Annotated in this window: 16 protein-coding genes; 6 read left to right on the plus strand and 10 right to left on the minus strand. The window is 70.0% G+C overall.

Features of this window, described 5'->3' with window-relative positions; translation table 11 throughout:
• Positions 1-86: 86 nt before the first annotated feature.
• Positions 87-944 (minus strand): hypothetical protein, encoded by an 858-nt coding sequence (locus tag FHW12_RS08925; protein WP_182530652.1) that lies wholly within the window; start codon positions 942-944, stop codon positions 87-89.
• 317 nt (positions 945-1,261) lie between these two features.
• Here FHW12_RS08925 and FHW12_RS08930 point away from each other — a divergent pair, with 317 nt between their 5' ends.
• Entirely contained in the window at positions 1,262-2,623 is a 1,362-nt protein-coding gene (locus FHW12_RS08930) for a tryptophan--tRNA ligase (protein WP_182530653.1), read from the plus strand.
• Positions 2,624-2,853: 230 nt separating this feature from the next.
• Positions 2,854-3,789, plus strand: coding sequence for an aspartyl/asparaginyl beta-hydroxylase domain-containing protein (locus FHW12_RS08935; RefSeq protein WP_182530654.1), 936 nt, complete (start codon positions 2,854-2,856; stop codon positions 3,787-3,789).
• Positions 3,790-3,888: 99 nt separating this feature from the next.
• On the opposite strand, the gene dusB is transcribed toward FHW12_RS08935, so the two are convergent.
• Positions 3,889-4,887 carry a tRNA dihydrouridine synthase DusB gene (gene dusB / locus FHW12_RS08940; RefSeq protein WP_182530655.1) on the minus strand — a complete coding sequence of 333 codons (999 nt, stop codon included), beginning with the start codon at positions 4,885-4,887 and terminating at the stop codon, positions 3,889-3,891.
• Positions 4,888-5,010: 123 nt separating this feature from the next.
• On the opposite strand from dusB, the gene FHW12_RS08945 reads away from it, so the two are divergent.
• Positions 5,011-5,400, plus strand: coding sequence for a GFA family protein (locus FHW12_RS08945; protein ID WP_182530656.1), 390 nt, complete (start codon positions 5,011-5,013; stop codon positions 5,398-5,400).
• Positions 5,401-5,497: 97 nt separating this feature from the next.
• On the opposite strand, the gene FHW12_RS08950 is transcribed toward FHW12_RS08945, so the two are convergent.
• The 3 genes from FHW12_RS08950 to FHW12_RS08960 form a co-directional block, all read right to left on the minus strand.
• The gene (locus FHW12_RS08950; RefSeq protein ID WP_182530657.1) at positions 5,498-7,129 is read right to left on the minus strand and encodes a hypothetical protein; all 1,632 of its coding nucleotides are present in this window, start codon (positions 7,127-7,129) and stop codon (positions 5,498-5,500) included.
• 297 nt (positions 7,130-7,426) lie between these two features.
• Positions 7,427-9,088, minus strand: a complete 1,662-nt coding sequence (locus FHW12_RS08955) for an MFS transporter (protein WP_182530658.1) — start codon at positions 9,086-9,088, stop codon at positions 7,427-7,429.
• A gap of 116 nt (positions 9,089-9,204) precedes the next feature.
• Positions 9,205-10,581 (minus strand): hypothetical protein, encoded by a 1,377-nt coding sequence (locus FHW12_RS08960; RefSeq protein WP_182530659.1) that lies wholly within the window; start codon positions 10,579-10,581, stop codon positions 9,205-9,207.
• A 240-nt stretch (positions 10,582-10,821) separates the two neighbouring features.
• On the opposite strand from FHW12_RS08960, the gene acs reads away from it, so the two are divergent.
• Together acs and FHW12_RS08970 are read left to right on the plus strand one after the other, a co-directional pair.
• The gene (acs, locus tag FHW12_RS08965; protein ID WP_182530660.1) at positions 10,822-12,762 is read left to right on the plus strand and encodes an acetate--CoA ligase; all 1,941 of its coding nucleotides are present in this window, start codon (positions 10,822-10,824) and stop codon (positions 12,760-12,762) included.
• A 33-nt stretch (positions 12,763-12,795) separates the two neighbouring features.
• Entirely contained in the window at positions 12,796-13,458 is a 663-nt protein-coding gene (locus tag FHW12_RS08970; protein WP_182530661.1) for a response regulator transcription factor, read from the plus strand.
• A gap of 49 nt (positions 13,459-13,507) precedes the next feature.
• On the opposite strand, the gene FHW12_RS21795 is transcribed toward FHW12_RS08970, so the two are convergent.
• From FHW12_RS21795 to FHW12_RS08980, 3 genes are all read right to left on the minus strand, one after another.
• Positions 13,508-13,729 (minus strand): N-acetyltransferase family protein, encoded by a 222-nt coding sequence (locus FHW12_RS21795; RefSeq protein WP_428993625.1) that lies wholly within the window; start codon positions 13,727-13,729, stop codon positions 13,508-13,510.
• Between the two features lie 9 nt (positions 13,730-13,738).
• Positions 13,739-13,999: a hypothetical protein gene (locus FHW12_RS21800; RefSeq protein WP_259392938.1), complete on the minus strand. Its 261-nt coding sequence runs from the start codon at positions 13,997-13,999 to the stop codon at positions 13,739-13,741.
• 136 nt (positions 14,000-14,135) lie between these two features.
• Entirely contained in the window at positions 14,136-17,663 is a 3,528-nt protein-coding gene (locus FHW12_RS08980) for a hybrid sensor histidine kinase/response regulator (protein WP_182530662.1), read from the minus strand.
• Between the two features lie 106 nt (positions 17,664-17,769).
• Between FHW12_RS08980 and FHW12_RS08985 the strand changes: the two genes are divergently transcribed.
• Positions 17,770-18,426 carry a DedA family protein gene (locus FHW12_RS08985; protein WP_182530663.1) on the plus strand — a complete coding sequence of 219 codons (657 nt, stop codon included), beginning with the start codon at positions 17,770-17,772 and terminating at the stop codon, positions 18,424-18,426.
• Between the two features lie 129 nt (positions 18,427-18,555).
• Here FHW12_RS08985 and FHW12_RS21235 read toward each other — a convergent pair whose 3' ends face one another.
• A complete protein-coding gene (locus FHW12_RS21235; RefSeq protein ID WP_259392939.1) occupies positions 18,556-19,527 on the minus strand; it encodes a ribokinase in 972 nt (323 codons plus the stop codon).
• Positions 19,528-19,544: 17 nt separating this feature from the next.
• Positions 19,545-20,861 carry a NupC/NupG family nucleoside CNT transporter gene (locus FHW12_RS21240; protein ID WP_259392940.1) on the minus strand — a complete coding sequence of 439 codons (1,317 nt, stop codon included), beginning with the start codon at positions 20,859-20,861 and terminating at the stop codon, positions 19,545-19,547.
• Positions 20,862-20,929 lie beyond the last annotated feature (68 nt).

A 20,929-nucleotide genomic window follows, 5' to 3' on the forward strand; every position in this document is an offset into this window, starting at 1 on the left:
TTCCCGGCAGGAGCGACGGACGTCGCGATGCCTTGCTTCGATCGAAGAAAGTGCATCGCGGCGGCCGGCGCGCGCGGAAGAAGCAATCAGCGCCGCGGCGGCGGATCCGGCACGAAGCCGCCCGGGAACGGCTGCGGTTCCGTGCGCGCGACCGGGCGCGCGATGATCCCCTGCGCGACGAGATTGGCGTAGCTGTCGTACCACACCGCGAGCGTTTCGGCGGGCGCGCGCGACGCGCGTTCGAACGTGGTTTCGTCGACGTGGGCGAATTCGCGCGCACCATGGCCGGTGCCGAGGCGTTCGGCCGGCGCAAAGGCGTCGGCCTTCGCGCGCGATTCCGGCTTCGCCTGCGCCATCGACGCGTTCGGTGCGGCCGCGCCCGCCGTCGCGGCGCGTTCGGAACGCTGCATTTCGGCGGCCGGTGCCGCGGCACTCGGGGCGGGCGGCGCAGGCGCCGCGTCCTTGGCGGCGTCGTTCGCGACCTGTTCGCGCTCGCGCCACACCGGCATGCGCTCGGTGAACACGGCGACGCCGATCACGCCGACGTTCTTCGGTCGGCCGGTACGCGCTGCATAGCTGTTCGGCAGCGCGGTGAAATTGAACTGCGCGATCTCGTCGAGGTTCTTGCGCCAGCCGGCGATCTCGGTCGATTCCCACGCGTCGAGCACGTAGCCGGTCTGGCTCGTGTCGGCGGTCTGGCCGCTGACCGCGTTGACGCCGTCGACGCTGAGCACGGCGAGCACGCGCGCGCCGGTGCGGTTGGACAGGCGCACCGAGTAGCGGTGGCCGGGGGTGCCGGCGACGTAGAGCTTGCCGTTGTCGGCGTAGGTCGGCAGGGTCTGGCCGGTGTCGCGGTCGACGACCGCGAGGTCGAGCAGGCTGCCCGCGTGCGCCGTCGAGGCGAGGCCGGCAGCGAGCAGGGCGGCGCAAAGCAGGGTACGCATGACGCATCTCCGTGGGTGGGCAGCGTTCGATCCAACGCCGCAGCGGGTGTCCCGGGGTTGAACGCGTGCCCGCGCGGGAAGCGAACGCCTCTCCGCCCGTCACCGGGCGCTCGGAGCGGGAGCCGAAAGCCTGAAACACGGAGCACACGGGACACGCCGAGGGAAAGCTCTCAGGAAAAAAAAAGCGTCTCGGCACTTGCCTCCTCCGCGTGCTCCGTGTGCTCCGTGTTTCCTCCTTTCGCCTTTGTGTCCCTCGGGCCGCACGCAGGCGACAGTTCCCGTAAACTCGTCGGTCCATCTGCAGCCCGTGCACCCGCGTGAGCCACGACCAGCGCCGGATCCTGACCGGCATCACGACCAGCGGTACGCCGCACCTCGGCAACTACGTCGGTGCGATCCGCCCGGCGATCGCCGCGAGCCGCCGTGCCGACGCGGAATCGTTCTATTTCCTCGCCGACTACCACGCACTGATCAAGACCGGCGATCCCGCGCGCGTGCAGCAGTCGACGCTGGAGATCGCCGCGAGCTGGCTCGCCTGCGGGCTCGACCCGGACACCGTGCACTTCTACCGGCAGTCCGACATCCCGGAGATCCCCGAGCTCACCTGGTTCCTCACCTGCGTGACCGCGAAGGGCCTGCTCAACCGCGCCCACGCGTACAAGGCCGCGGTCGACCAGAACAGCGCGGCCGGCGAGGACGCCGACGCGGGCATCACCGCGGGCCTGTACATGTACCCGGTGCTGATGGCCGCGGACATCCTCATCTTCAACGCGCACGAGGTGCCGGTCGGCCGCGACCAGATCCAGCACATCGAGATGGCGCGCGACATCGGCCAGCGCTTCAACCACCTCTACGGCGGCGACTACTTCACGTTGCCGGAGGCGCGCATCGAGGAGAACGTCGCGACCCTGCCCGGCACCGACGGGCGCAAGATGTCCAAGAGCTACGACAACACGATCCCGCTGTGGTTGCCGGCGAAGGACCTGCGCAAGGCGATCCTCGGCATCGTCACGGATTCGCGCGCGCCGGGCGAGGCGAAGGATCCGGATACGTCGAACATCTTCGCGATCTACCAGGCGTTCGCGGACGCCGACGAGACCGCGGCGATGCGCCGCGCGTTCGCCGACGGCATCGCCTGGGGCGAAGCGAAGCAGGCGCTGTTCGAGCGCGTCGACGCCGAGCTCGCGCCGATGCGCGAACGCTACGACGCGCTCGTCGCCGAGCCCGAACGCATCGAAAAACTGTTGCTCGACGGCGCGCGCCGCGTGCGCGAAATCGGCGTGCCGCTGTTGCGCCGACTGCGCAACGCGGTCGGTATCCGCCCGCTGGACGAAATTCACGGCAGCGCGCGTGGTGAAGCTTCTCGTGATCGAGTGACGTCGAGCGGAAGTGCGTTGCCGCAACTCAAGAGCTATCGCGAGGCCGACGGCAAGTTCTATTTCAAGCTCGAAGCCGCCGACGGCGCGCTGCTGCTGCAGAGCCGAGCGTTCGATGCGCCGAAGGACGCGGGCCGCTTGAGCGCCGCGCTCGTCGAGGCGGGCGACGATGCGACGGCGATCGCCGCGCTGCTGTCGCAATGCGTCCCCGACGCTGCCTCGGTGTTGCCGACGGAAGCGATCATCGCGGCGCTCGCGCGCCTCAAGGCCGACAAGCTCGCGAAGAAGACGCAGAAGAACTGAACGCCGCAGGCGACCGTCGGTCGGCCCGCCAGCTTGGCAACTCGCGCGGCTTGATCCGCGCCCGCGAGGCTCTACATCTTCCCCTGTGGGAGCGGCGGAAGCCGCGATGCTTTCGCCATCCGAGCAGAGCATCGCGGCTTCCGCCGCTCCTACAAAAGACGCCGATCAATAGGCCGCCGGCGCCTGACGGCGTATCCTGAGCGACCCCGAATCCCGAAATCCCCGCGTCCGTGTCCTTCCGCCTGATCCTCGCCGTCGTCGCCGTGCTCTACCTCGCCAGCGTGCTCTACGTGCACTGGCGCGGCCGCGAGCGCCTCTCGTTCCGGCGCCAGCTCGTCGATCACTCCGGCATATTCGCGCCGTACAACGTGCTCATGTACGCGTTCTCGGCGACACCCGCGCGGCCGTACCTCGACCGCGCCGCGTTCGCTCACCTCGACGCGCTGCGCGACGGCTGGCAGGGCATCCGCGAAGAGGCGCTGCGCCTGTTCGACGAGGGCTACATCCGTTCGGCCGAGAAGCACAACGACGCGAGCTTCTCGTCGTTCTTCAAGGAAGGCTGGAAGCGCTTCTACCTCAAGTGGTACGGCGAGCCGCTGCCGTCCGCGCACGCGCTGTGCCCGAACACGGTCGCGTTGCTCGGGACGATCCCGCAGGTGAAGGCGGCGATGTTCGCGCTGCTGCCGCCGGGCGCGAAGCTCAACCCGCACCGCGATCCGTTCGCGGGCTCGTTGCGCTACCACCTCGGTCTCGTCACGCCGAACTCGGATGCCTGCCGCATCTTCGTCGACGGCGAGGAATATTCGTGGCGCGACGGCGAGGACGTCGTGTTCGACGAAACCTACGTGCACTGGGCCGAGAACCGCACCGAGCAGACGCGCGTGATCCTGTTCTGCGACGTCGAACGTCCGCTGCGCACGCCGATCCTGCGCGCCATCAACCGCGTCGTCGGCCGCGTGCTCGGCCAGGCGACCGCGACGCAGAACGTCGGCGGCGAACGCGTCGGCGCGATCAACCGCCTGTACGGTCTCGCGCACGAGGCCGGCGTGCTGCGCAAGCGCTTCAAGCGCGCGACGCCGCGCCTGTACAAGTTCACGCGCATCGTGCTGCCGCTCGTCGTGCTCGCCTGGCTGCTGCTGCCGCTGCTGCGAACGTACGCGCCCTGAGCGCGGTGAACCGAAGGTAGGCCGGACGCGCTTCGCGTGGCCGGCACGTGCGCCGCGAAGCGCCGGCCGACCGATGGTCGCCCCGGCCTGCGGTTCGCGCTATGCCGCCGCGGCGAATTCGTGTGCCGCGTCCGCGGCGAGCGCATCGAAATACTCGCGCGTGAGGCGTTGCTGTTCGCCCGCGCTCTCGGCGCGGTTCGCGACCGCGCGGAATGCGGCGTTCTCGGGGCGGTCCTTCGCATACCAGCCGAGGTGTTTGCGCGCGATGCGCACGCCCTGCGCCTCGCCGTAGAACGCGTAGAGGTCGTCGAGGTGGCCGAGCAGGATGCCTTGCACCTCGCGCGGCGACGGCGGCGCGAGCGTCGCGCCGGTCGCGAGGTGGTGCGCGATTTCGCCGAAGATCCACGGCCGGCCCTGGGCCGCGCGGCCGATCATGACCGCGTCGGCGCCGGTGGCTTCGAGCACGTGTTTCGCCTTCGCGGGTGAATCGACGTCGCCGTTGGCGAACACCGGAATGCGGATCGCGGCCTTGATCGCCGCGATCGTCTCGTATTCCGCTTCGCCCTGGTAGAGGTCCGCGCGCGTACGGCCGTGCACCGCGAGCGCAGCGATGCCGGCGTCCTCGGCGATCTTCGCGATCACGAGGCCGTTGCGGTTGTCGCGGTTCCAGCCGGTGCGGATCTTCAGCGTGACGGGTACGTCGACCGCGTTCACGACGGCGGCAAGGATGCGCGCGACGAGCGGCTCGTCCTGCAGGAGTGCCGAACCCGACCAGACGTTGCAGACCTTCTTCGCCGGGCAGCCCATGTTGATGTCGATGAGCTGCGCGCCGTGGTCGACGTTGTAGCGCGCGGCTTGGGCGAGCATGGCCGGGTCATAGCCGGCGATCTGCACGCTGACGGGATCGGGCTCGCCGACGTGGTCCATGCGCTGGCGCGACTTGCGCGTCGTCCACAGGCGCGGGTCGGCGGTGGTCATCTCGGACACGGCGAGGCCCGCGCCGAGCCGCTTGCACAGCTGGCGGAACGGCTTGTCGGTGACGCCGGCCATCGGCGCGAGCACGACGGGCGGGTCGATCGCGTAGGGACCGATGCGCATGGGGGCGGCATTGTAGCTGCGCGGCGTCCGGCGCGCTCCGACGCCGGATCGGGAGGCGGTGGGCGATGCGGATCACGCCTCAAAGCGCGCACACTCGCACGATCTCGGCTGCCGGGAGGGGCGATGATCGAAGGAACCTGCCACTGTGGCGCCGTTCGCTGGCGATTCGACGGCGAGCCCGACGGCGCGACCGCGTGCAACTGCACGGTGTGCCGTCGCTACGGCGTGCTGTGGGCGTACGACTACGACGGCGAAGGCATCCACGTCACGGGTTCGACGCGTGCGTACGTGCGTGGCGAGGCGCTCGAATTCCATTTCTGCGCGAACTGCGCCTGCGTCGCGTACTGGCGCTCGCGCCGCGTGCAGAACGACGGCCGGCGGCGCATCGCGGTGAACCTGCGCCTGGCCGAGCCCGAGGCGGTCGCGCGCATCCCGATCGACCACTTCGACGGCCTCGACACGTTCGGCGACCTGCCGCGCGACGGCCGTTGCGTCGCCGACTACTGGTTCTAGCGCGGCCGTCGACGAGCGCAGACAAAAAGAGAGGGCGGCCCGCAGGCCGCCCTCTCCAGGCACGCAGCGCGAGCGGATCGCTCCGCCGCGCACTTCTTTACCGCTTCACCTGCTTGCGCAGCTTCGCCGCGGCCGCCTTCTCGAGGTGGCGGCCGAACGCGCGGCGTGCCGGCGTGTTCGTCGCGTCGATGCTGACGTCGTCGACGAAGATATTGCCGTCGAACGTGCCGCCGCCCGGGTAGTCGTACTGGAACTGGATCGTGTGCGGCGCGCCGTCCGCGTAGCTGGAGATGTCGATCGACTGCTGCACGTAGCTCGCGTCCGCGGCGATCGCCGACAGATCGGTCGTCTCGACCGCGGTGCCGTCGACGGTCACCGTGAGCGTGCCGGCGACGTCGGGGATGCCCGCGGCGAAGCGCCAGTAGTTGAGGTACTGCGGGCCGCTCGCCGGCATCGTCACGGTCTGCGCGAGCGTCTGCGTTTCCTGGTCGCCGCCGCCCCAACCGCCGAACCAGACGGTGTAGATGCCGTCGTGCGTCGGCATGCCGCCCGACACGAAGTCGGTGCCGCCGCCCGAATTCGGGTTGCCGTCGAGCGCTTCCCAGTGCGGGTTCGGGCCGTAGTCGCTGGGGGTCTCCTCGAAGCTGCCGTCCGTCACCACGGGCGGCGGCGGTGGCGGATCGAAGCCGTCGGCGAACAGGTGATCGACCGGCGAGTTGGCGCCGTCGACGACGAAGCTGACCATGCCGCCGGTCCCGTAGGTCCAGCCGGCGATCTTCGATGCGTCGCCCGACACGGCGGTGAGGCCGCCCGCGAGCGGCAGGACGAGGTCGCTCGGGATCGCGATGCCGCGGTCGGCGAGGTAGTCGGTGAGGATCTGCGAACCACCCGCTTCGGTCCAGATCAGCAGCGCACGCGGCGGGTTGTCGAAGAAGCCGCTCGCGCCGACGATCATCGCGCCGTCGTCGCTGACGCCGAACGCGAACGGCATGTCCGGGATCTCGGTGATCGCACCGGTCTGCACGTTCATGCGCCAGCCGCTGCCTACCGCCCACTGGCCGTTGCCGCTGATGCCGTCGGTCTCGCCGAGGTCGTTGCCCTGGCCGTCCCTCACGTAGGTCGCGACGCGATCGATCCAGACGACGCCACGGCGGAAGCCGGTGACCGGGTCGTCGCTCCAGCCGCCGACGACGTGGCCGTCCGCGCTGACGACGTTGCCGCGCGAGGCGCTCGTCGTGTTGTCGACGGGCAGGTCGACGACGCCGTCGACGGGGGAGTAGTAGTACGCCTTGGCGACGCTGAAATCGTCGGTCCAGGCCAGACCGACCGCGGTGCCGTCGTCGGCGAGGTCGTAGACGTCGACGTTGTCGATGCCGGCCGGCAGCGGCAGCGGCGTCGAGGTCGTCGCGCCGATCGGCGACACCGCGGGCAGGTCGTGGCCGCCGTTGGCGGAACCGCCGTCGTCGGAGCGCGCGCCCGAGACCGTGCCGAGGTTGTTGATGCCGTTCACGTAGACCATGTCCTGCACGAGGTCTTCCGCGCCCGTCGACGCGGTCCAGCGCAGGCCGCCGGCGCCGAACACGGAGCCGACGAGGTACTCGCCGTTCTGCGAGAACTTCGTCGCCTGGGCGTTCGGCGTCGACAGTTCGATCAGGCTCGCGGCATCGGCGACACCGCCGGCCGAGACGAGGACCGCGGCGAGCGCTGCGGCAATCGGGGAAATACGCATGCTGACTCCTGGACGTATGGATGGCCGGGTCACGTGTCGTGCGCCGGGGTTCCCGACGCTAGTCCGAGCCCGGCGGCGCGGGACTCCCGCGCCATTCGCGCCGCATTCGCGCATGCTTCGCGGAGCGTTTTCGCGAGGCGTGACAGCCACTTGCGGGGGCGAAAGTGCGCAGGCGACCGATCCCCGGCCGAAAAAAAACCTTCCCCGTCGCCGGGGAAGGTTTGCCATGCAAGGCGGTCGCGCGTTCGGGGGAGGGAGAGGGATGGAGCGCGCGAGCCGCCTTTCCCGAGCAGGAGGCTATTTGGAGATATCGACGTCCTTCGTCTCGCGCAGGAACAGCGTGCCGATCACGAAGGTCATCGCGGCGACGATCACCGGGTACCAGAGGCCCGAGTAGATGTCGCCGGTGGCCGCGACGATCGCGAACGCGGTGGTCGGCAGGAAACCGCCGAACCAGCCGTTGCCGATGTGATAGGGCAGGCTCATCGAGGTGTAGCGGATGCGCGTCGGGAACAGTTCGACCAGCCACGCCGCGATCGGGCCGTACACCATCGTCACGTAGATCACGAGGATCGTGAGGATCAGCAGCAGCATGCCCTGGTTGATCTGCGCGGGGTCGGCCTTGTCCGGATAGCCGGCCGTCTTCAGCGCCGCCTTGAGCTGGCCGGTGAACGCTTCGGACTGCGCCTTGAACGCGGCCGGCTCGAGGCCGGCGCCGTTGAACGACGGGATCGTCGTCGAGCCGACCTTCACGCTCGCCGCGTCGGTTCCCGGCGTCGCCTCGTTCGTGTACGGCACGCCGCCCTTGGCGAGCGCGCTCTTGATGATGTCGCACGCGTTCGTGAAGGTTTTCTTGCCGATCGGGTCGAACTGGAACGCGCACTTGTCCGGATCGGCGACGACGACGACCGGCGCCGACTTCGCGGCGGCTTCGATCGCCGGATTGCCGTAGTGGGTGAGCGCCTTGAACAGCGGGAAGTAGGTCAGCACCGCGAGCAGGCAGCCGAGCATGACGATCGGCTTGCGGCCGATGCGGTCGGACAGGCCGCCGAACACGACGAAGAACGGCGTCGCGATGAGCAGCGCGCCGGCGATCAGCAGGTTCGCGGTGACCGCCTCGATCTTCAGCACCTGGGTCAGGTAGAACAGCGCGTAGAACTGGCCGCAGTACCACACGACCGCCTGGCCCGCGGTCGCGCCGAGCAGCGCGAGCAGCACGACCTTGCCGTTGTCCCAGCGCGCGAACGATTCGGTCAGCGGCGCCTTCGAGTGGCGGCCCTCGGCCTTCATCTGCTGGAACAGCGGCGACTCGTTCAGTTGCAGGCGGATGTACACCGAGATCGCGAGCAGCAGCGCCGAGATCACGAACGGGATGCGCCAGCCCCAGGTGTCGAAATCGGCGCCGAGCATCTTGCGGCAGGCGAGGATCACGATCAGCGAGAGGAACAGGCCGAACGTCGCGGTGATCTGGATGAAGCTCGTGTAGAAGCCGCGCTTGCCCGGCGGCGCATGTTCGGCGACGTACGTCGCCGCGCCGCCGTACTCGCCGCCGAGCGCGAGGCCCTGCAGCAGTCGCAACGCGATGAGCAGGATCGGTGCGGCGACGCCGATCGATTCGTAGGTCGGCAGCACGCCGACGAGGAACGTCGACAGGCCCATGATCACGATCGTGATGAGGAACGTGTACTTGCGCCCGATCATGTCGCCGAGGCGGCCGAAGATGATCGCGCCGAACGGACGCACCGCGAAGCCCGCGGCGAACGCGAGCAGCGCGAAGATGAACGCGCTGGTCGGGTTGAGGCCGGAGAAGAACTGCTTGGCGATGATCGCGGCGAGCGATCCGTACAGGTAGAAGTCGTACCACTCGAACACGGTGCCGACGCTCGACGCGATGATCACGCGCTTGTGCCCGGTGCCGAGTGGAGTGGACGACGGGGAAGTGGTCGCTACGGTTGCCATGGTGTGGTCGCCCCCAAGTTGATGACGGCTGTCGCCGGCGAAGTGGATGATCGGCGGCATCGCACGGAGCGTGCGGGGCCCGGGGTCCCGCGCGCGTACGCGCGGGACCCGTGCGATCAGAACGTGTACATCGCGCTCACGGCGATCTGGTTGCCGCTGGTCTCCTTGGTCGTGTCGCCCGCGATCGACTTCAGCGTGTCGTGCAGGAACTCCAGTCCGAGCTGGTATGGCCCGCTCGCGTAGTGCAGGTTGAGCGCGGTCTGCCGGTTGCGCAGCAGGCCGCTCGCGCCGTTGCCGGCCCATGCGAGCACGTCGCCCGAGTCGGGCTTGGCCGAGGCGAAGAACGCGTTGACGCTCCAGTTCTTCGTGAAGTTGTAGCCGACCTGGAAGAAGCCGCCGGTCTCCTGGATGTCGCCGAACTGCGACATCGCGCCGAAGATCGGGCCGAGGCCCTTGCCGGTGTAGACGAGGCCCTTGAGGTTCCACGCACCCGGCTTCCACGAGCCGCCGATCTCGACGCCGGTGCTCTTCACGCCGGACTTGACCGGCGTCGCCGCGGCGCCGTCGACGCCCTTGAGATCGATGTCGGCATAGTGCGCGGCCGCGTAGGCGAGCCAGTTCGAGCCTTCGGCACGGATGCGCGCCTCGAGCTGCGGCCGGAAATCCGGGTTGCCGGCGGTCAGGTGGTTGACCGCAGTGCCCTGGTTGTTCCAGCTGCCTTCGAACGCACCGACGTCGAGGCGCCACTTCGTGCCTTCGGCGCCGTGGTTGAGGTCCTGCATCATCACGACGCCCGGATAACGCCAGCCGATCACGCCCGTGCCATAGCCGAGCGGGAAGGCGAGGTGCGAGAGCGAGGTCGGGACGTTGTCGATCGGGAACATCAGGTCCCACTGCTGGCCGACGCGCACCTTCGTGCCCGAATCGGCGCGCGAAAGATCGAGGTAGGCCTGGCGCAGGCGCGGCGTCGGCTGCGACAGGCTGTACGCGCCGGTGCCGTTGAAGCCGCCGAAGAAGTCCATCTCGATGCGGCCGCCGCCGGTCCAGTCGTCGTTGAGGCGCGCGCCGGTGATGTCGAGCCAGAAGCGCGTGTTGCGGATGTCGACGCCACTCAGCGTGCCCTTCGAGCCGACCACCGGGAATTCCGCGTTCTGGCCGTTGCCGTAGGTGAACGACTTGTTCTGGCTGAACGCGGTCACGTCGACGAAGCCGTGGAACGCGACGCTCATGCCCGGAGCGGTCGTGAACGCGGGCGTCTCCTTCTTCGGCTCGGCCGGCGGCGGAGGCGGCGGTGCCTGCACCACCACCGGCGGCGCTTCGCGTTGCGCCTTGATCTGGTCCATCAAGGCCTGGACCTGGTGCTCGAGTTCGCTGACGCGCTTCTCCAGCGCATCCTCGCGCTTCGAAGCGCCGGATGCGACCGCAGGCAATGCGAGCGCGCAGGCGAGCGCGAGCGCGCTCATGCGCAGGCCGCGACGTAGCTGTGCATGCATGGTGACCGACCCCTCTCTGTAGTGTGGAACCGCAGCGGTTCGACGTCTCCCCATGGCGAGCGCCAGGCGCATCGCCAGCCCCGGGTGCGATCCGCACCAGGCTCGCCGAGCTTGCGCGCGGCCGCGGCGCGGTCTCAATTCGCCAAAGGTCGCGACTCGACTAAAGTCGCAGGCGCGCCGCCGGCCCGCGCGTCGCGGGCTACCATGGCGCCACGCGTAATACGTACCGGAGAGTTCCCGATGGCCAGCCTGCACCCCGTGTCCGCCGACTTCGCCGCCCGTGCGCGCATCGACAAGGCCGCGTACGAGCGCGACTACGCCGAGTCGGTGCGCGACCCGGTCGCGTTCTGGGACCGGATCGGCCGCCGCCTCGACTGGATCCGGCCGTACACGCAGGTGAAGGACGTTTCCTTCGACGCGCGCGACCTGCACATCCGCTGGTACGCCGACGGCGAACTCAACCTCGCCGCGAACTGCCTCGATCGCCATCTCGCCGCGCGCGGCGACAAGACCGCGATCATCTGGGAAGGCGACGACCCCGCGCAGTCGCGTCGCATCAGCTACCGCGAACTGCACGCCGAGGTGTGCAAGGCGGCGAACCTGCTGGCGAACCTCGGCGTCGGCAAGGGCGATCGCGTCGCGATCTACCTGCCGATGATCCCGGAGGCCGCGGTCGCGATGCTCGCCTGCGCGCGCATCGGTGCCGTGCACACGGTCGTGTTCGGCGGCTTCTCGCCCGATTCGCTCGCCGGGCGCATCGCCGACTCCGGCTGCAAGCTCGTCATCACCGCGGACGAAGGCCTGCGCGGCGGCAAGAAGGTGCCGCTCAAGGTCAACGTCGACGAAGCGCTGCAGCGTCCCGGCACGAACAGCGTGGAGACCGTGCTCGTCGTGCGCCACACCGGCGGCGCGGTCGCGATGCAGCCGCCGCGCGACCGCTGGTGGCATGCGCTGATGGAAGGCCAGCCGGCGACGCACGCGGCGGTCGCGATGAACGCGGAGGACCCGCTGTTCATCCTCTACACGTCCGGCAGCACGGGCAAGCCGAAGGGCGTGCTGCACACGACCGGCGGATACCTCGTCTACGTGAGCTACACGCACGAGTGCGTGTTCGACCTGCGCGAGGACGACGTCTACTGGTGCACCGCCGACGTCGGCTGGGTCACCGGCCACAGTTACCTCGTGTACGGCCCGCTCGCCAACGGCGCGACCACCGTGATGTTCGAGGGCGTGCCGAACTGGCCCGACACGAGCCGCTTCTGGCAGGTCGTCGACAAGCATCAGGTGACCTTGTTCTACACCGCGCCGACGGCGATCCGCGCGCTCATGCGCGAAGGCGAGGCGCCGGTGAAGAAGGCCTCGCGCGCGAGCCTGCGCCTGCTCGGCACGGTCGGCGAGCCGATCAATCCCGAGGCATGGGAGTGGTACTGGCGCGTCGTCGGCGACGGCCGTTGCCCGATCGTCGACACCTGGTGGCAGACCGAAACCGGCGGCATCCTCATCACGCCGCTCGCCGGCGCGATCGACCAGAAGCCGGGTTCGGCGACGAAACCGTTCTTCGGCGTGAAGCCCGCGATCGTCGACGCCAACGGCGCGGTCCTCGACGGCGCGACCGAAGGCAACCTCGTCATCACCGATTCCTGGCCGGGCCAGATGCGTACGGTGTACGGCGACCACCAGCGCTTCATCGATACGTACTTCCGCACCTATCCCGGCATGTACTTCACCGGCGACGGCGCGCGTCGCGACGAGGACGGCTACTACTGGATCACCGGCCGCGTCGACGACGTCATCAACGTGTCCGGCCACCGCCTCGGCACGGCCGAGGTCGAGAGCGCGCTCGTCGCGCATCCGAAAGTCGCCGAGGCCGCGGTGGTCGGCTATCCGCACGACATCAAGGGGCAGGGCATCTACGCCTACGTCACGCTGAAGAGCGGCGAGCCGGCGACCGATGCATTGCGCAAGGAACTCGTCGCCTGGGTGCGCAAGGAGATCGGTCCGATCGCGACGCCGGACCAGCTGCAATGGGCGCCCGGCCTGCCGAAGACGCGCTCGGGCAAGATCATGCGGCGCATCCTGCGCAAGATCGCAGAGAACGCGCCGGACCAGCTCGGCGACACCTCGACGCTCGCCGATCCGTCGGTGGTCAAGAACCTCGTCGACGAACGCCTCGTGAAGTGACCGCCGCGGCGACCGAACGGATTCAACCCTCCCATGCGCGAAGTCCTGATCGCCGACGACCATCCGCTGTTCCGCGACGCGCTCAAGCGCGCGGTGCAGACCGAATGGCCGAATGCGCTGCTGCACGAAGCGGACAGCGTGCCCGCGCTGCAGGCGCTCATCGACGTGCACCCGGACGCCGAGCTGCTGCTGCTCGACCTGCACATGCCCGGCGCGAGCGGCTTCTCAGCGCTCGTGCACGTGCGCAGCCAGCATCCGGGCCTGCCGATCGTCGTCGTGTCCGCGCACGAGGAGAGCGCGGTGATCACGCGCGCGGTCGCGCACGGCGCGTCCGGCTACATCCCGAAATCGGCTTCGATCGGCACGATCGTCGATGCGGTGCGCGGCGTGCTCGCCGGCGAGGTGTGGCTGCCCGAATCGCTCGTCGGCTCCGGCGCCGCGCTCGCACCGGCCGAGGCCGACGCCGCCGCGCGCATCGCCGAGCTCACGCCGCAGCAGTTCCGCGTGCTCGCGATGATCGCCGAAGGCCTGCTCAACAAGCAGATCGCCTACGACCTCGGCGTGTCCGAGGCGACCGTGAAGGCGCACATGACCGCGATCATGCGCAAGCTCGGCGTCGGCAACCGCACCCAGGTCGCGCTGCTCGCGAGCCAGCTCGCGCTCGACGGCGAAGTCATCGGCGATAGCATCGGATGATCGCGGCGCCGCGCGCGTAGGCTCGTGCAGGCAAGCCCGGTGCGGCGAATCAGTCCGGCGCCTGCAGGAAGCGGAACATCACGTACACGTCGACGAGGCCGAGTCGACGGTGCTCGAACGCCTTCGGCAACGTGCCGACGACGGCGAAGCCGAGCTTGCGGTACAGCTCGACCGCTGGCGTATTCGTGCTGACCACGTAGTTGAACTGCATCGCCAAGAAGCCTTCGGCTTCCGCCCGCGTGAGGCTGTGCTCGACGAGCGCTCGGCCGATGCCGCGACCCTACACGGCAGGACTCACGACGTACGTCGCACTGGCGATGTGCGAACCGAGGTCGGGATGGTTCGCGCCCATCTTGTACATGCCGACGATCGCGTCGTCCGCCAAGGCGACGTACGCCGGCTGGGAGCCGAACCAGTGCAACCGGAACGTGTCGCGGTCGAACCCTTCCGCGAACGGCAACGCATCGCCGGTCGCGGTGACGGCGCGGAAGATGCGCCACATCGCGTCGAAATCGGCATCCGTCGCGCGACGAACGGCCATGACGGCGGCGTCTCGGCACGACGAATCCGGTGTCACGGCTCATTCCTGGTGGCGAAAACATCATCAACGCAGCGAGCGAGGCCGACCCCGGGGCCGGCGGTCGCCGTGTCGTTTGGTCTCGTCGAGCGCATGGTCCTCAGCGTGCTTCCGTCGCCGCACGCTCGGCATCGGGGTCGATCGTGCGCCGCGAACGACGGCCGAGTTGCGCGATCAGCGCGCGCACCGCGGCGGGACGCACCGGCTTGTGCAGCACGACGTAGCCCGCTTCGCGAGCCTGCGCGTGCAGTTCGGCGCCGTGGTCGGCGGTGATGAGCGCGCCGGGTGGCGCGGGTTCGCATGCGGCGCGCACGCGCGCGAGCGCGTCGATGCCGTTTTCGCCCGCGTCGAGGTGGTAGTCGGCGAGCACGAGGTCGGGCCGCTGCCGGCGCGCGGCGTCGACCGCGGCGGCGATGTCGCCGGCGAGGTCGCAGGCGACGCCCCACTGCGCGAGCACGGTCGCCATGCCGTCGAGGATCGTCGCGTCGTTGTCGATGCACAGCACGCGCAGGTCCGCGGCGAGGCCGATCGCGCGTGGCCGCGCCGGCGCGGCGCTGTTCTCCGTCGCGACCGGCTGCGCGCGCGCGACCGCCACCGAGAACACGCTGCCATGGCCGGGGCGCGAGCGCAGGTCGAGGCGATGGCCGAGCAGGCGCGCCATGCGGTCGCAGATCGACAGGCCGAGGCCGAGGCCCTTCTCGCCCCACGGCGATACCTGCGAGCCGCGATGGAACTCGTCGAAGATCGCGTGCTGCTGCTCGGGCGAGATGCCCGGGCCCGAATCGCGCACCTCGATGCGCCACGCGTCGGCGCCGGCGCGACGCACCCCGAGGAGCACGCTGCCGCTGCGCGTGTAGCGCAGCGCGTTGGCGAGGAAGTTCTGCAGGATGCGCCGCAGCAATTGCGGATCGCTGCGCACCCAGGCGCGCGTCGGCGCGAAGCGCAGGCGGATCGCGCGCGCGTTCGCCTGCACGCCGAACTGGTGGCGCAGCGGTTCGATCACGTCGGCGAGCGCGACCGTGGCGATCTCGGCGCGGTACTTGCCCGCGTCGAGGCGCGACGCCTCGAGCAGCGCGTCGAGCAGTTCCTCAGCGGCCTTGAACGCGGTGTCGATGCGTTCGGCGAGGCGGCCCGACTCGGCGTCGAGCTGCGGTTGCTGGCGCAGCGCCGAGGTGAACAGGCGCGCCGCGTTGAGCGGCTGCAGCAGGTCGTGGCTCGCCGCGGCGAGGAAGCGCGTCTTCGACAGGTTCGCCGATTCGGCGAGGCGCTTGGCCTGCTCCTGCGCGGCGAGCGCCTCGGACAACTCGTGCGTGCGCTGCTCGACGCGCTGCTCGAGCGTCTCGTTCGCCTCGATCAACGCCTGCTCGGCGTGCTTGTACGCGGTCACGTCGTTGAACGTCGTGAGATAGCCGCCGCCGGGCAGCGGTTCGCCGCGCGTCTCGATCACGCGACCGTCGTCGCGCGTGCGCAGCCAGATGTGCGGACGCGCGCGGCGCAGGTGGGCGATGCGCTTGCGCACGTGCGCGTCGACGTCGCCGCCGCCGAGCAGGCCGCGCTCGGCGTTGTGGCGGATCAGGTCGGCGACCGGCCGCCCGACGTAGACGTAGCCTTCCGGGTAGTCGAAGAAGTCGAGGTAGCGACGATTCCAGGCGACGATGCGCAGGTTCACGTCGACCACGCTGATGCCCTGCATCATGTTCTCGAACGTGACCGCCATGAGCTCGCGGTTGAAGCGCAGTTCCTGCGACGTCTCGTCCAGCATCGCGACCGCCTCGGTGAGGTCGAGGCCGGTACCGCGCAGCGCGGTCGTGAGCATGCGCCGCGCGGTCGCGGCACCGACCGCGCTGGCGAGCAAGCGCTCGGTGTGCTGCAGCAGCGCGCGGTCGGCGTAGGCGTCGTTGGCGAGCGGCGCCTGCTCGGCCTGCGCGTAGCTCGCGAACGCGCGCTCGGCGTTGCGCTCGCCGACGATGCGCTCGGCGATCGCGCGCAGCTCGCCGACGCGCACGCGCCCGCGCCATTCGCCCGCGCCCGACGGCCGCGCGAAATCCGGGTCGAGGAACGCGGCCGCGCGCAGGCGCTCGTCGACGCCGGGGCGGAAGCGCAGCGAGACGAACACGAGCAGCGCGACGTTGAACAGCAGCGACCAGAACGCGCCGTGCGTGACCGGCTCCCAGCCCTGCAGGTTGAACAGCGCGTGCGGCCGCAGCCAGCCGATCTCGAACGGGCCGCGCTCCATCCATCGCGTCGACAGCCAGCCCGCGCTCGCCAGCGTCGGCAGCAGCAGCGTGTAGACCCAGACGACGAAGCCGGCGACGAGGCCGCAGATCACGCCGAGCCGGTTGGCGCTGCGCCAGTACAGGCCGCTGACGATCGCCGGCGCGAACTGCGCGACCGCGGCGAACGACAGCAGGCCGATCGCGGCGAGGTTCTGGCTCTGCGTGCTCGCGCGGTAGTAGGCGAACGCGAGCAGCACGAGCGCGACGATCGCCACGCGGCGCACGCCGAGCACGATGCCGGACAGGTCCTCGCGCTGTTCCAGCCGCAGCGCGCGGATGCGCAGCAGCAGCGGCATGACGAGGTCGTTGCTGACCATCGTCGCGAGCGCGACCGAAGCGACGATGACCATGCCGGTCGCGGCCGAATAGCCGCCGATGTAGGCGAAGATCGCGAGCAGGCGGTCGCCGTTGGCGAGCGGCAGCCACAGCACGTAGGCGTCGGGCGCGATCGCGTAGCCGCGCGCGGCGGCGGCGCCGGCGTGCACGATCGGCAGCGCGAACAGGCAGATCACCGCGAGGTAGACCGGGAACAGCCAGCGCGCGCGGCGCACGTCGGCCGGGTCCTCGCATTCGACCACGCCGACCTGGAACTGCCGCGGCAGGCAGAAGATCGCGGTGAACGCGAGCACGGTCTGGGCGAGAAAGCCGGGCGGCAGGCCGTTCGATACGGCCGCCTCGAACGGCTGCACGAACACGTCGAGATCGCGGCTGCTGCCGAGCGCGTACACGCCGACCGCGACGAACGCGAGCAGCTTGACCAGCGATTCGGCGGCGATCGCCAGCATCATGCCGTGGTGGTGCTCGCTCGCGTCGATGCCGCGCGTGCCGAACAGGATCGCGAACGCGGCGAGGATCAGCGCGATGTACAGCGCGGTGTCGCCGAACGGCGACGCGGCGTGGCCGCCGCCGCCGGCGAGCACGGTGAAGCTCATGCCGACCGCCTTCAGCTGCAGCGCGAGGTAGGGCACGATCGCGGTCACCGCGATCAGCGTGACGAGCGCGCCGAGCGCGTGCGACTTGCCGAAGCGCGAGCCGATGAAGTCGGCGATCGAGGTGATGCGCCGCTCCTTGGCGACCGCGACGAGGCGTTCGAACAGGCCGAAGCCGGCGACGAACAGCAGGATCGGGCCGAGGTAGATCGGCAGGTACGCGAGGCCGTCGCGCGCGGCGGTGCCGACCGCGCCGTAGAACGTCCACGACGAGCAGTACACCGCGAGCGCGAGGCTGTAGACGATCGGCCGCAGCCACGCGCGCGTCGGGTAGAGCGGGCGGCGGTCGCCGTAGTAGGCGACGCCGAACAGCGCGCCGACGTACAGCACCGAAGCGAGCAGCAGGATCCAGCGTGGGATCATCCGGGGTCCTCGACGGCGCGTGCGCCGCATCGCCGATCATACGACCGGCGACGCCGCGTGCGCTGCCGCCGTAAAATGCGCGCTCCGTACCCCGTCCGGCTCGGCAATGGCGTTCCTCGACCAGCTCATCGGCCTGTTCATCCAGCACGGCTACCTCGCCGTGTTCGCGGTGCTGCTGATCAGCGGCTTCGGCGTGCCGATCCCGGAGGACCTCTCGCTCGTCGCGGGTGGCATCATCGCCGGGCTCGGCCACGCCGACGTGCGCGTGATGTGCGCGGTCGGGCTCGCCGGCGTGCTGGTCGGTGATTCGATCGTGTTCCTCGTCGGCCGCACGTTCGGGGTGCGCGCGCTGCGCGTTCGCTGGATCGCGCACCTGCTCACGCCGCGGCGCCACGCGCAGGTCAAGGCGAAGTTCACGCGCTACGGCAACCGCCTCATGTTCGTCGCGCGCTTCCTGCCCGGCTTGCGCACCGCGGTGTTCCTCACCGCGGGCATGAGCCATCGCGTGTCGTTCCTGCGCTTCATCGCGCTCGACGGCCTCGCCGCGCTGATCTCGGTGCCGTTCTGGGTCTGGCTCGGCTATTTCGGCGCCGAGCACCGCGAATGGGTGCTCGCCCAGCTGCACCGCGGCCAGGGCGTGCTCGCCGCGCTGCTCGTCGTGCTCGTCGCCTTCGTCGCGGTGTGGGCGTGGCGACGCGGCCGCGAGCGCCTGCGCCGCCTGCACGCGCACCGCGAACGGCGGGCGGAGCGTTCGCGCTCGTGATCGTGGCCGCCGTGAAGGTCGAAAGGGCGCAGAGCACGCGGATTGTAGGGCGGTGCGCGCAACGCGCATGCCGCCGGCCGTGCACCTCCGTGCGATGCGGCGGGACTCGCGCTTCGCGCTCGACCCGCCCTACCCGAAGCGTCGCGTGACGTCGGCGTAGCGCGGCATCGCCTCGGCCGCGCCGCGGCGTTCGGTCGACAGCGCGGCGCAGCGGTTCGCGTGCACGACGGCGTCGCGCAGCGGGCGGTCGCCGCCGCGCAGCAGCGCGGCGACGAGCGCGCCGGAGAACGCGTCGCCGGCGCCGGTCGTGTCGACGACGTCCGCGCGTTCGGCGGCGATGCGGTAGTACGGCTGCGCGTCGCCGCGGAGCTTCGCATCCGCGTGCGAGACGAAGCAGCCGTGCGCACCGAGCGTGACGACGACGCTCGCTGCGCCGAGTCCACGCGCGAGCCGGTGCAGCTCGGCGTCGTCGCGCGCGCCGAGCGTGGCCGCGTCGACGCGCGCGCCGCCGCTGCGCTCCAGCAGCAGCGCGAACTCGCTCTCGTTCGGCGTGACGACGTCGCAGCGCGCGAGCAGCGCGGCGTCGAGCGCGGCATGCACGGGCGCGGGGTTGAGCACGCGCAGCACGCCGTGCGCGTGCGCGAGGTCGAGCGCGGCGCGCGTCGCCTCGATGCCGTTCTCGAGCTGCACGAGCAGCACGTCGGCGGCGGCGAACAGGTTCGCGCGCTCGCGCAGGAACGCGGGCTCGAGGCGTTCGTTGGCGCCGAGCGCGACGATGATGCGGTTCTGCCCGCCCGCCTCGACGACGATGCAGGCGCTGCCCGTGGCCGCGTCGCCGCACACCTGCCAGTGCGCGTCGATGCCTTCGTCGGCGGCGAGCCGGCGCGCGCCGTCGCCGGCGGCATCGGTGCCGATCGCGGCGACGAACGCCGTGGACGCGCCCTGGCGCGCGCAGGCGACCGCCTGGTTGAAGCCCTTGCCGCCGGGCGCGGTGCGGAACGCATCGCCGCGCAGCGTTTCGCCCGCCGACGGCGCGCGCTCGACGCGCCAGGCGTAGTCGTGGTTGTAGCTGCCGACGACGAGCGCGAGCGGTGCGGCCATCGTCGACGCCGCCGCGCTCAGAGCTGTTCGAGCACGCCCGCGATCGTCGCGGTCATGAACGTGGCGAGCGAGCCGCCGAGCACCGCGCGCAGGCCGAAGCGCGCGAGGTCGGCGCGACGGTTCGGCGCGAGCCCGCCGATGCCGCCGATCTGGATCGCGATCGAGGAGAAGTTGGCGAAGCCGCACAGCGCGTAGGTCGCGATGAGCTGGCTCTCCTTCGACAGCTGGGTGATGTGCTTGGACATGTCGACGTAGGCGACGAACTCGTTGATGACGACCTTCTCGCCGATGAAGCTGCCGACCAGCGTCGCGTCGTGCCACGGCACGCCGATCAGCCAGGCGATCGGTGCGAGGATCCAGCCGAAGATCGTCTGCAGCGACAGGTCGACCGGATGGCCCGCGCCCGCGCTCAGCCAGGCATTGATCGACGAAGCCGGGTCCGCGCCCCAGGCGTGCGCGCCGAACCACTGGATCGGGCCGTTGATGAGTGCGATCAGCGCGATGAAGGCGAGCAGCATCGCGCCGACGTTGAGGGCGAGGCGCAGGCCGTCGCCGGCACCGCTCGCGGCCGCGTCGATGACGTTGGCGGTGGTCTTCTCGACGTCGAGCTTGACCGTGCCGCGCGTGAGCGGCTCCTCGGTCTCCGGCACGAGGATCTTCGCGAGCATCAGCGTCGCCGGCGCCGCCATGATGCTCGCGGTCAGCAGGTGCTTGGCGAAGAACTGCTTCTGCACCGGGTCGTCGCCGCCGAGCAGGCCGACGTAGGCGGCCATGACGCTGCCGGCGATGTGCGCCATGCCGCCGATCATCACGGTCATGAGCTCGGACTGCGTCATGCGCTCGATGTACGGCTTGATCGTCAGCGGCGCCTCGGTCTGGCCGATGAACACGCTCGCGCAGACGCTGGTGGTCTCGGCGCCGGACACGTTCATGACCTTGGTGATGACCCAGGCCATGCCCTTGACGATCTTCTGCATGACGCCGAGGTGGTAGAGCACGCCGGTGAGCGAGGCGAAGAAGATGATGGTCGGCAGCACCTGCACGGCGAACACGAAGCCGAACTTCGAGATGTCCATGAAGCTGCCGAAGATGAACTCGGAGCCGACGCGGACGAAATCGAGCAGGCGCACGAAGCCGGTCGCGATCGCGTTGAACACGTCGCGGCCGAGCGGCAGCTTCAGCACGATCGCGGCGAACACGATCTGCAGGGAGACGCCGGTGAGCACGAGGCGCCAGTCGACGGCGCGCTTGTTGTTGGAGAACAGGAACGCGATGCCGACCAGTACGGCGAGGCCGAACAGCCCGAACGCGATGTGCCCAAAGGCCTGCATCATCTGGAAGATCCCCCGGCCCGCGTGACGCGGGCGATCGGGCGAGCGTAGAGCAGCCTTCGCGCGCGGCG

The organism is Dokdonella fugitiva, from assembly GCF_014138265.1.
Taxonomy (GTDB): Bacteria; Pseudomonadota; Gammaproteobacteria; order Xanthomonadales; family Rhodanobacteraceae; genus Dokdonella_A; species Dokdonella_A fugitiva_A.

Coding starts and splice junctions, on each gene's coding strand:
- FHW12_RS08925 (WP_182530652.1), bottom strand. CDS start 944: ATGCGTACCCTGCTTTGCGCCGCCCTGCTCGCTGCCGGCCTCGCCTCG.
- dusB (WP_182530655.1), bottom strand. CDS start 4,887: ATGCGCATCGGTCCCTACGCGATCGACCCGCCCGTCGTGCTCGCGCCG.
- FHW12_RS08945 (WP_182530656.1), top strand. CDS start 5,011: ATGATCGAAGGAACCTGCCACTGTGGCGCCGTTCGCTGGCGATTCGAC.
- FHW12_RS08950 (WP_182530657.1), bottom strand. CDS start 7,129: ATGCGTATTTCCCCGATTGCCGCAGCGCTCGCCGCGGTCCTCGTCTCG.
- FHW12_RS08955 (WP_182530658.1), bottom strand. CDS start 9,088: ATGGCAACCGTAGCGACCACTTCCCCGTCGTCCACTCCACTCGGCACC.
- FHW12_RS08960 (WP_182530659.1), bottom strand. CDS start 10,581: ATGCATGCACAGCTACGTCGCGGCCTGCGCATGAGCGCGCTCGCGCTC.
- acs (WP_182530660.1), top strand. CDS start 10,822: ATGGCCAGCCTGCACCCCGTGTCCGCCGACTTCGCCGCCCGTGCGCGC.
- FHW12_RS08970 (WP_182530661.1), top strand. CDS start 12,796: ATGCGCGAAGTCCTGATCGCCGACGACCATCCGCTGTTCCGCGACGCG.
- FHW12_RS21800 (WP_259392938.1), bottom strand. CDS start 13,999: ATGGCCGTTCGTCGCGCGACGGATGCCGATTTCGACGCGATGTGGCGC.
- FHW12_RS08980 (WP_182530662.1), bottom strand. CDS start 17,663: ATGATCCCACGCTGGATCCTGCTGCTCGCTTCGGTGCTGTACGTCGGC.
- FHW12_RS08985 (WP_182530663.1), top strand. CDS start 17,770: ATGGCGTTCCTCGACCAGCTCATCGGCCTGTTCATCCAGCACGGCTAC.
- FHW12_RS21235 (WP_259392939.1), bottom strand. CDS start 19,527: ATGGCCGCACCGCTCGCGCTCGTCGTCGGCAGCTACAACCACGACTAC.
- FHW12_RS21240 (WP_259392940.1), bottom strand. CDS start 20,861: ATGATGCAGGCCTTTGGGCACATCGCGTTCGGGCTGTTCGGCCTCGCC.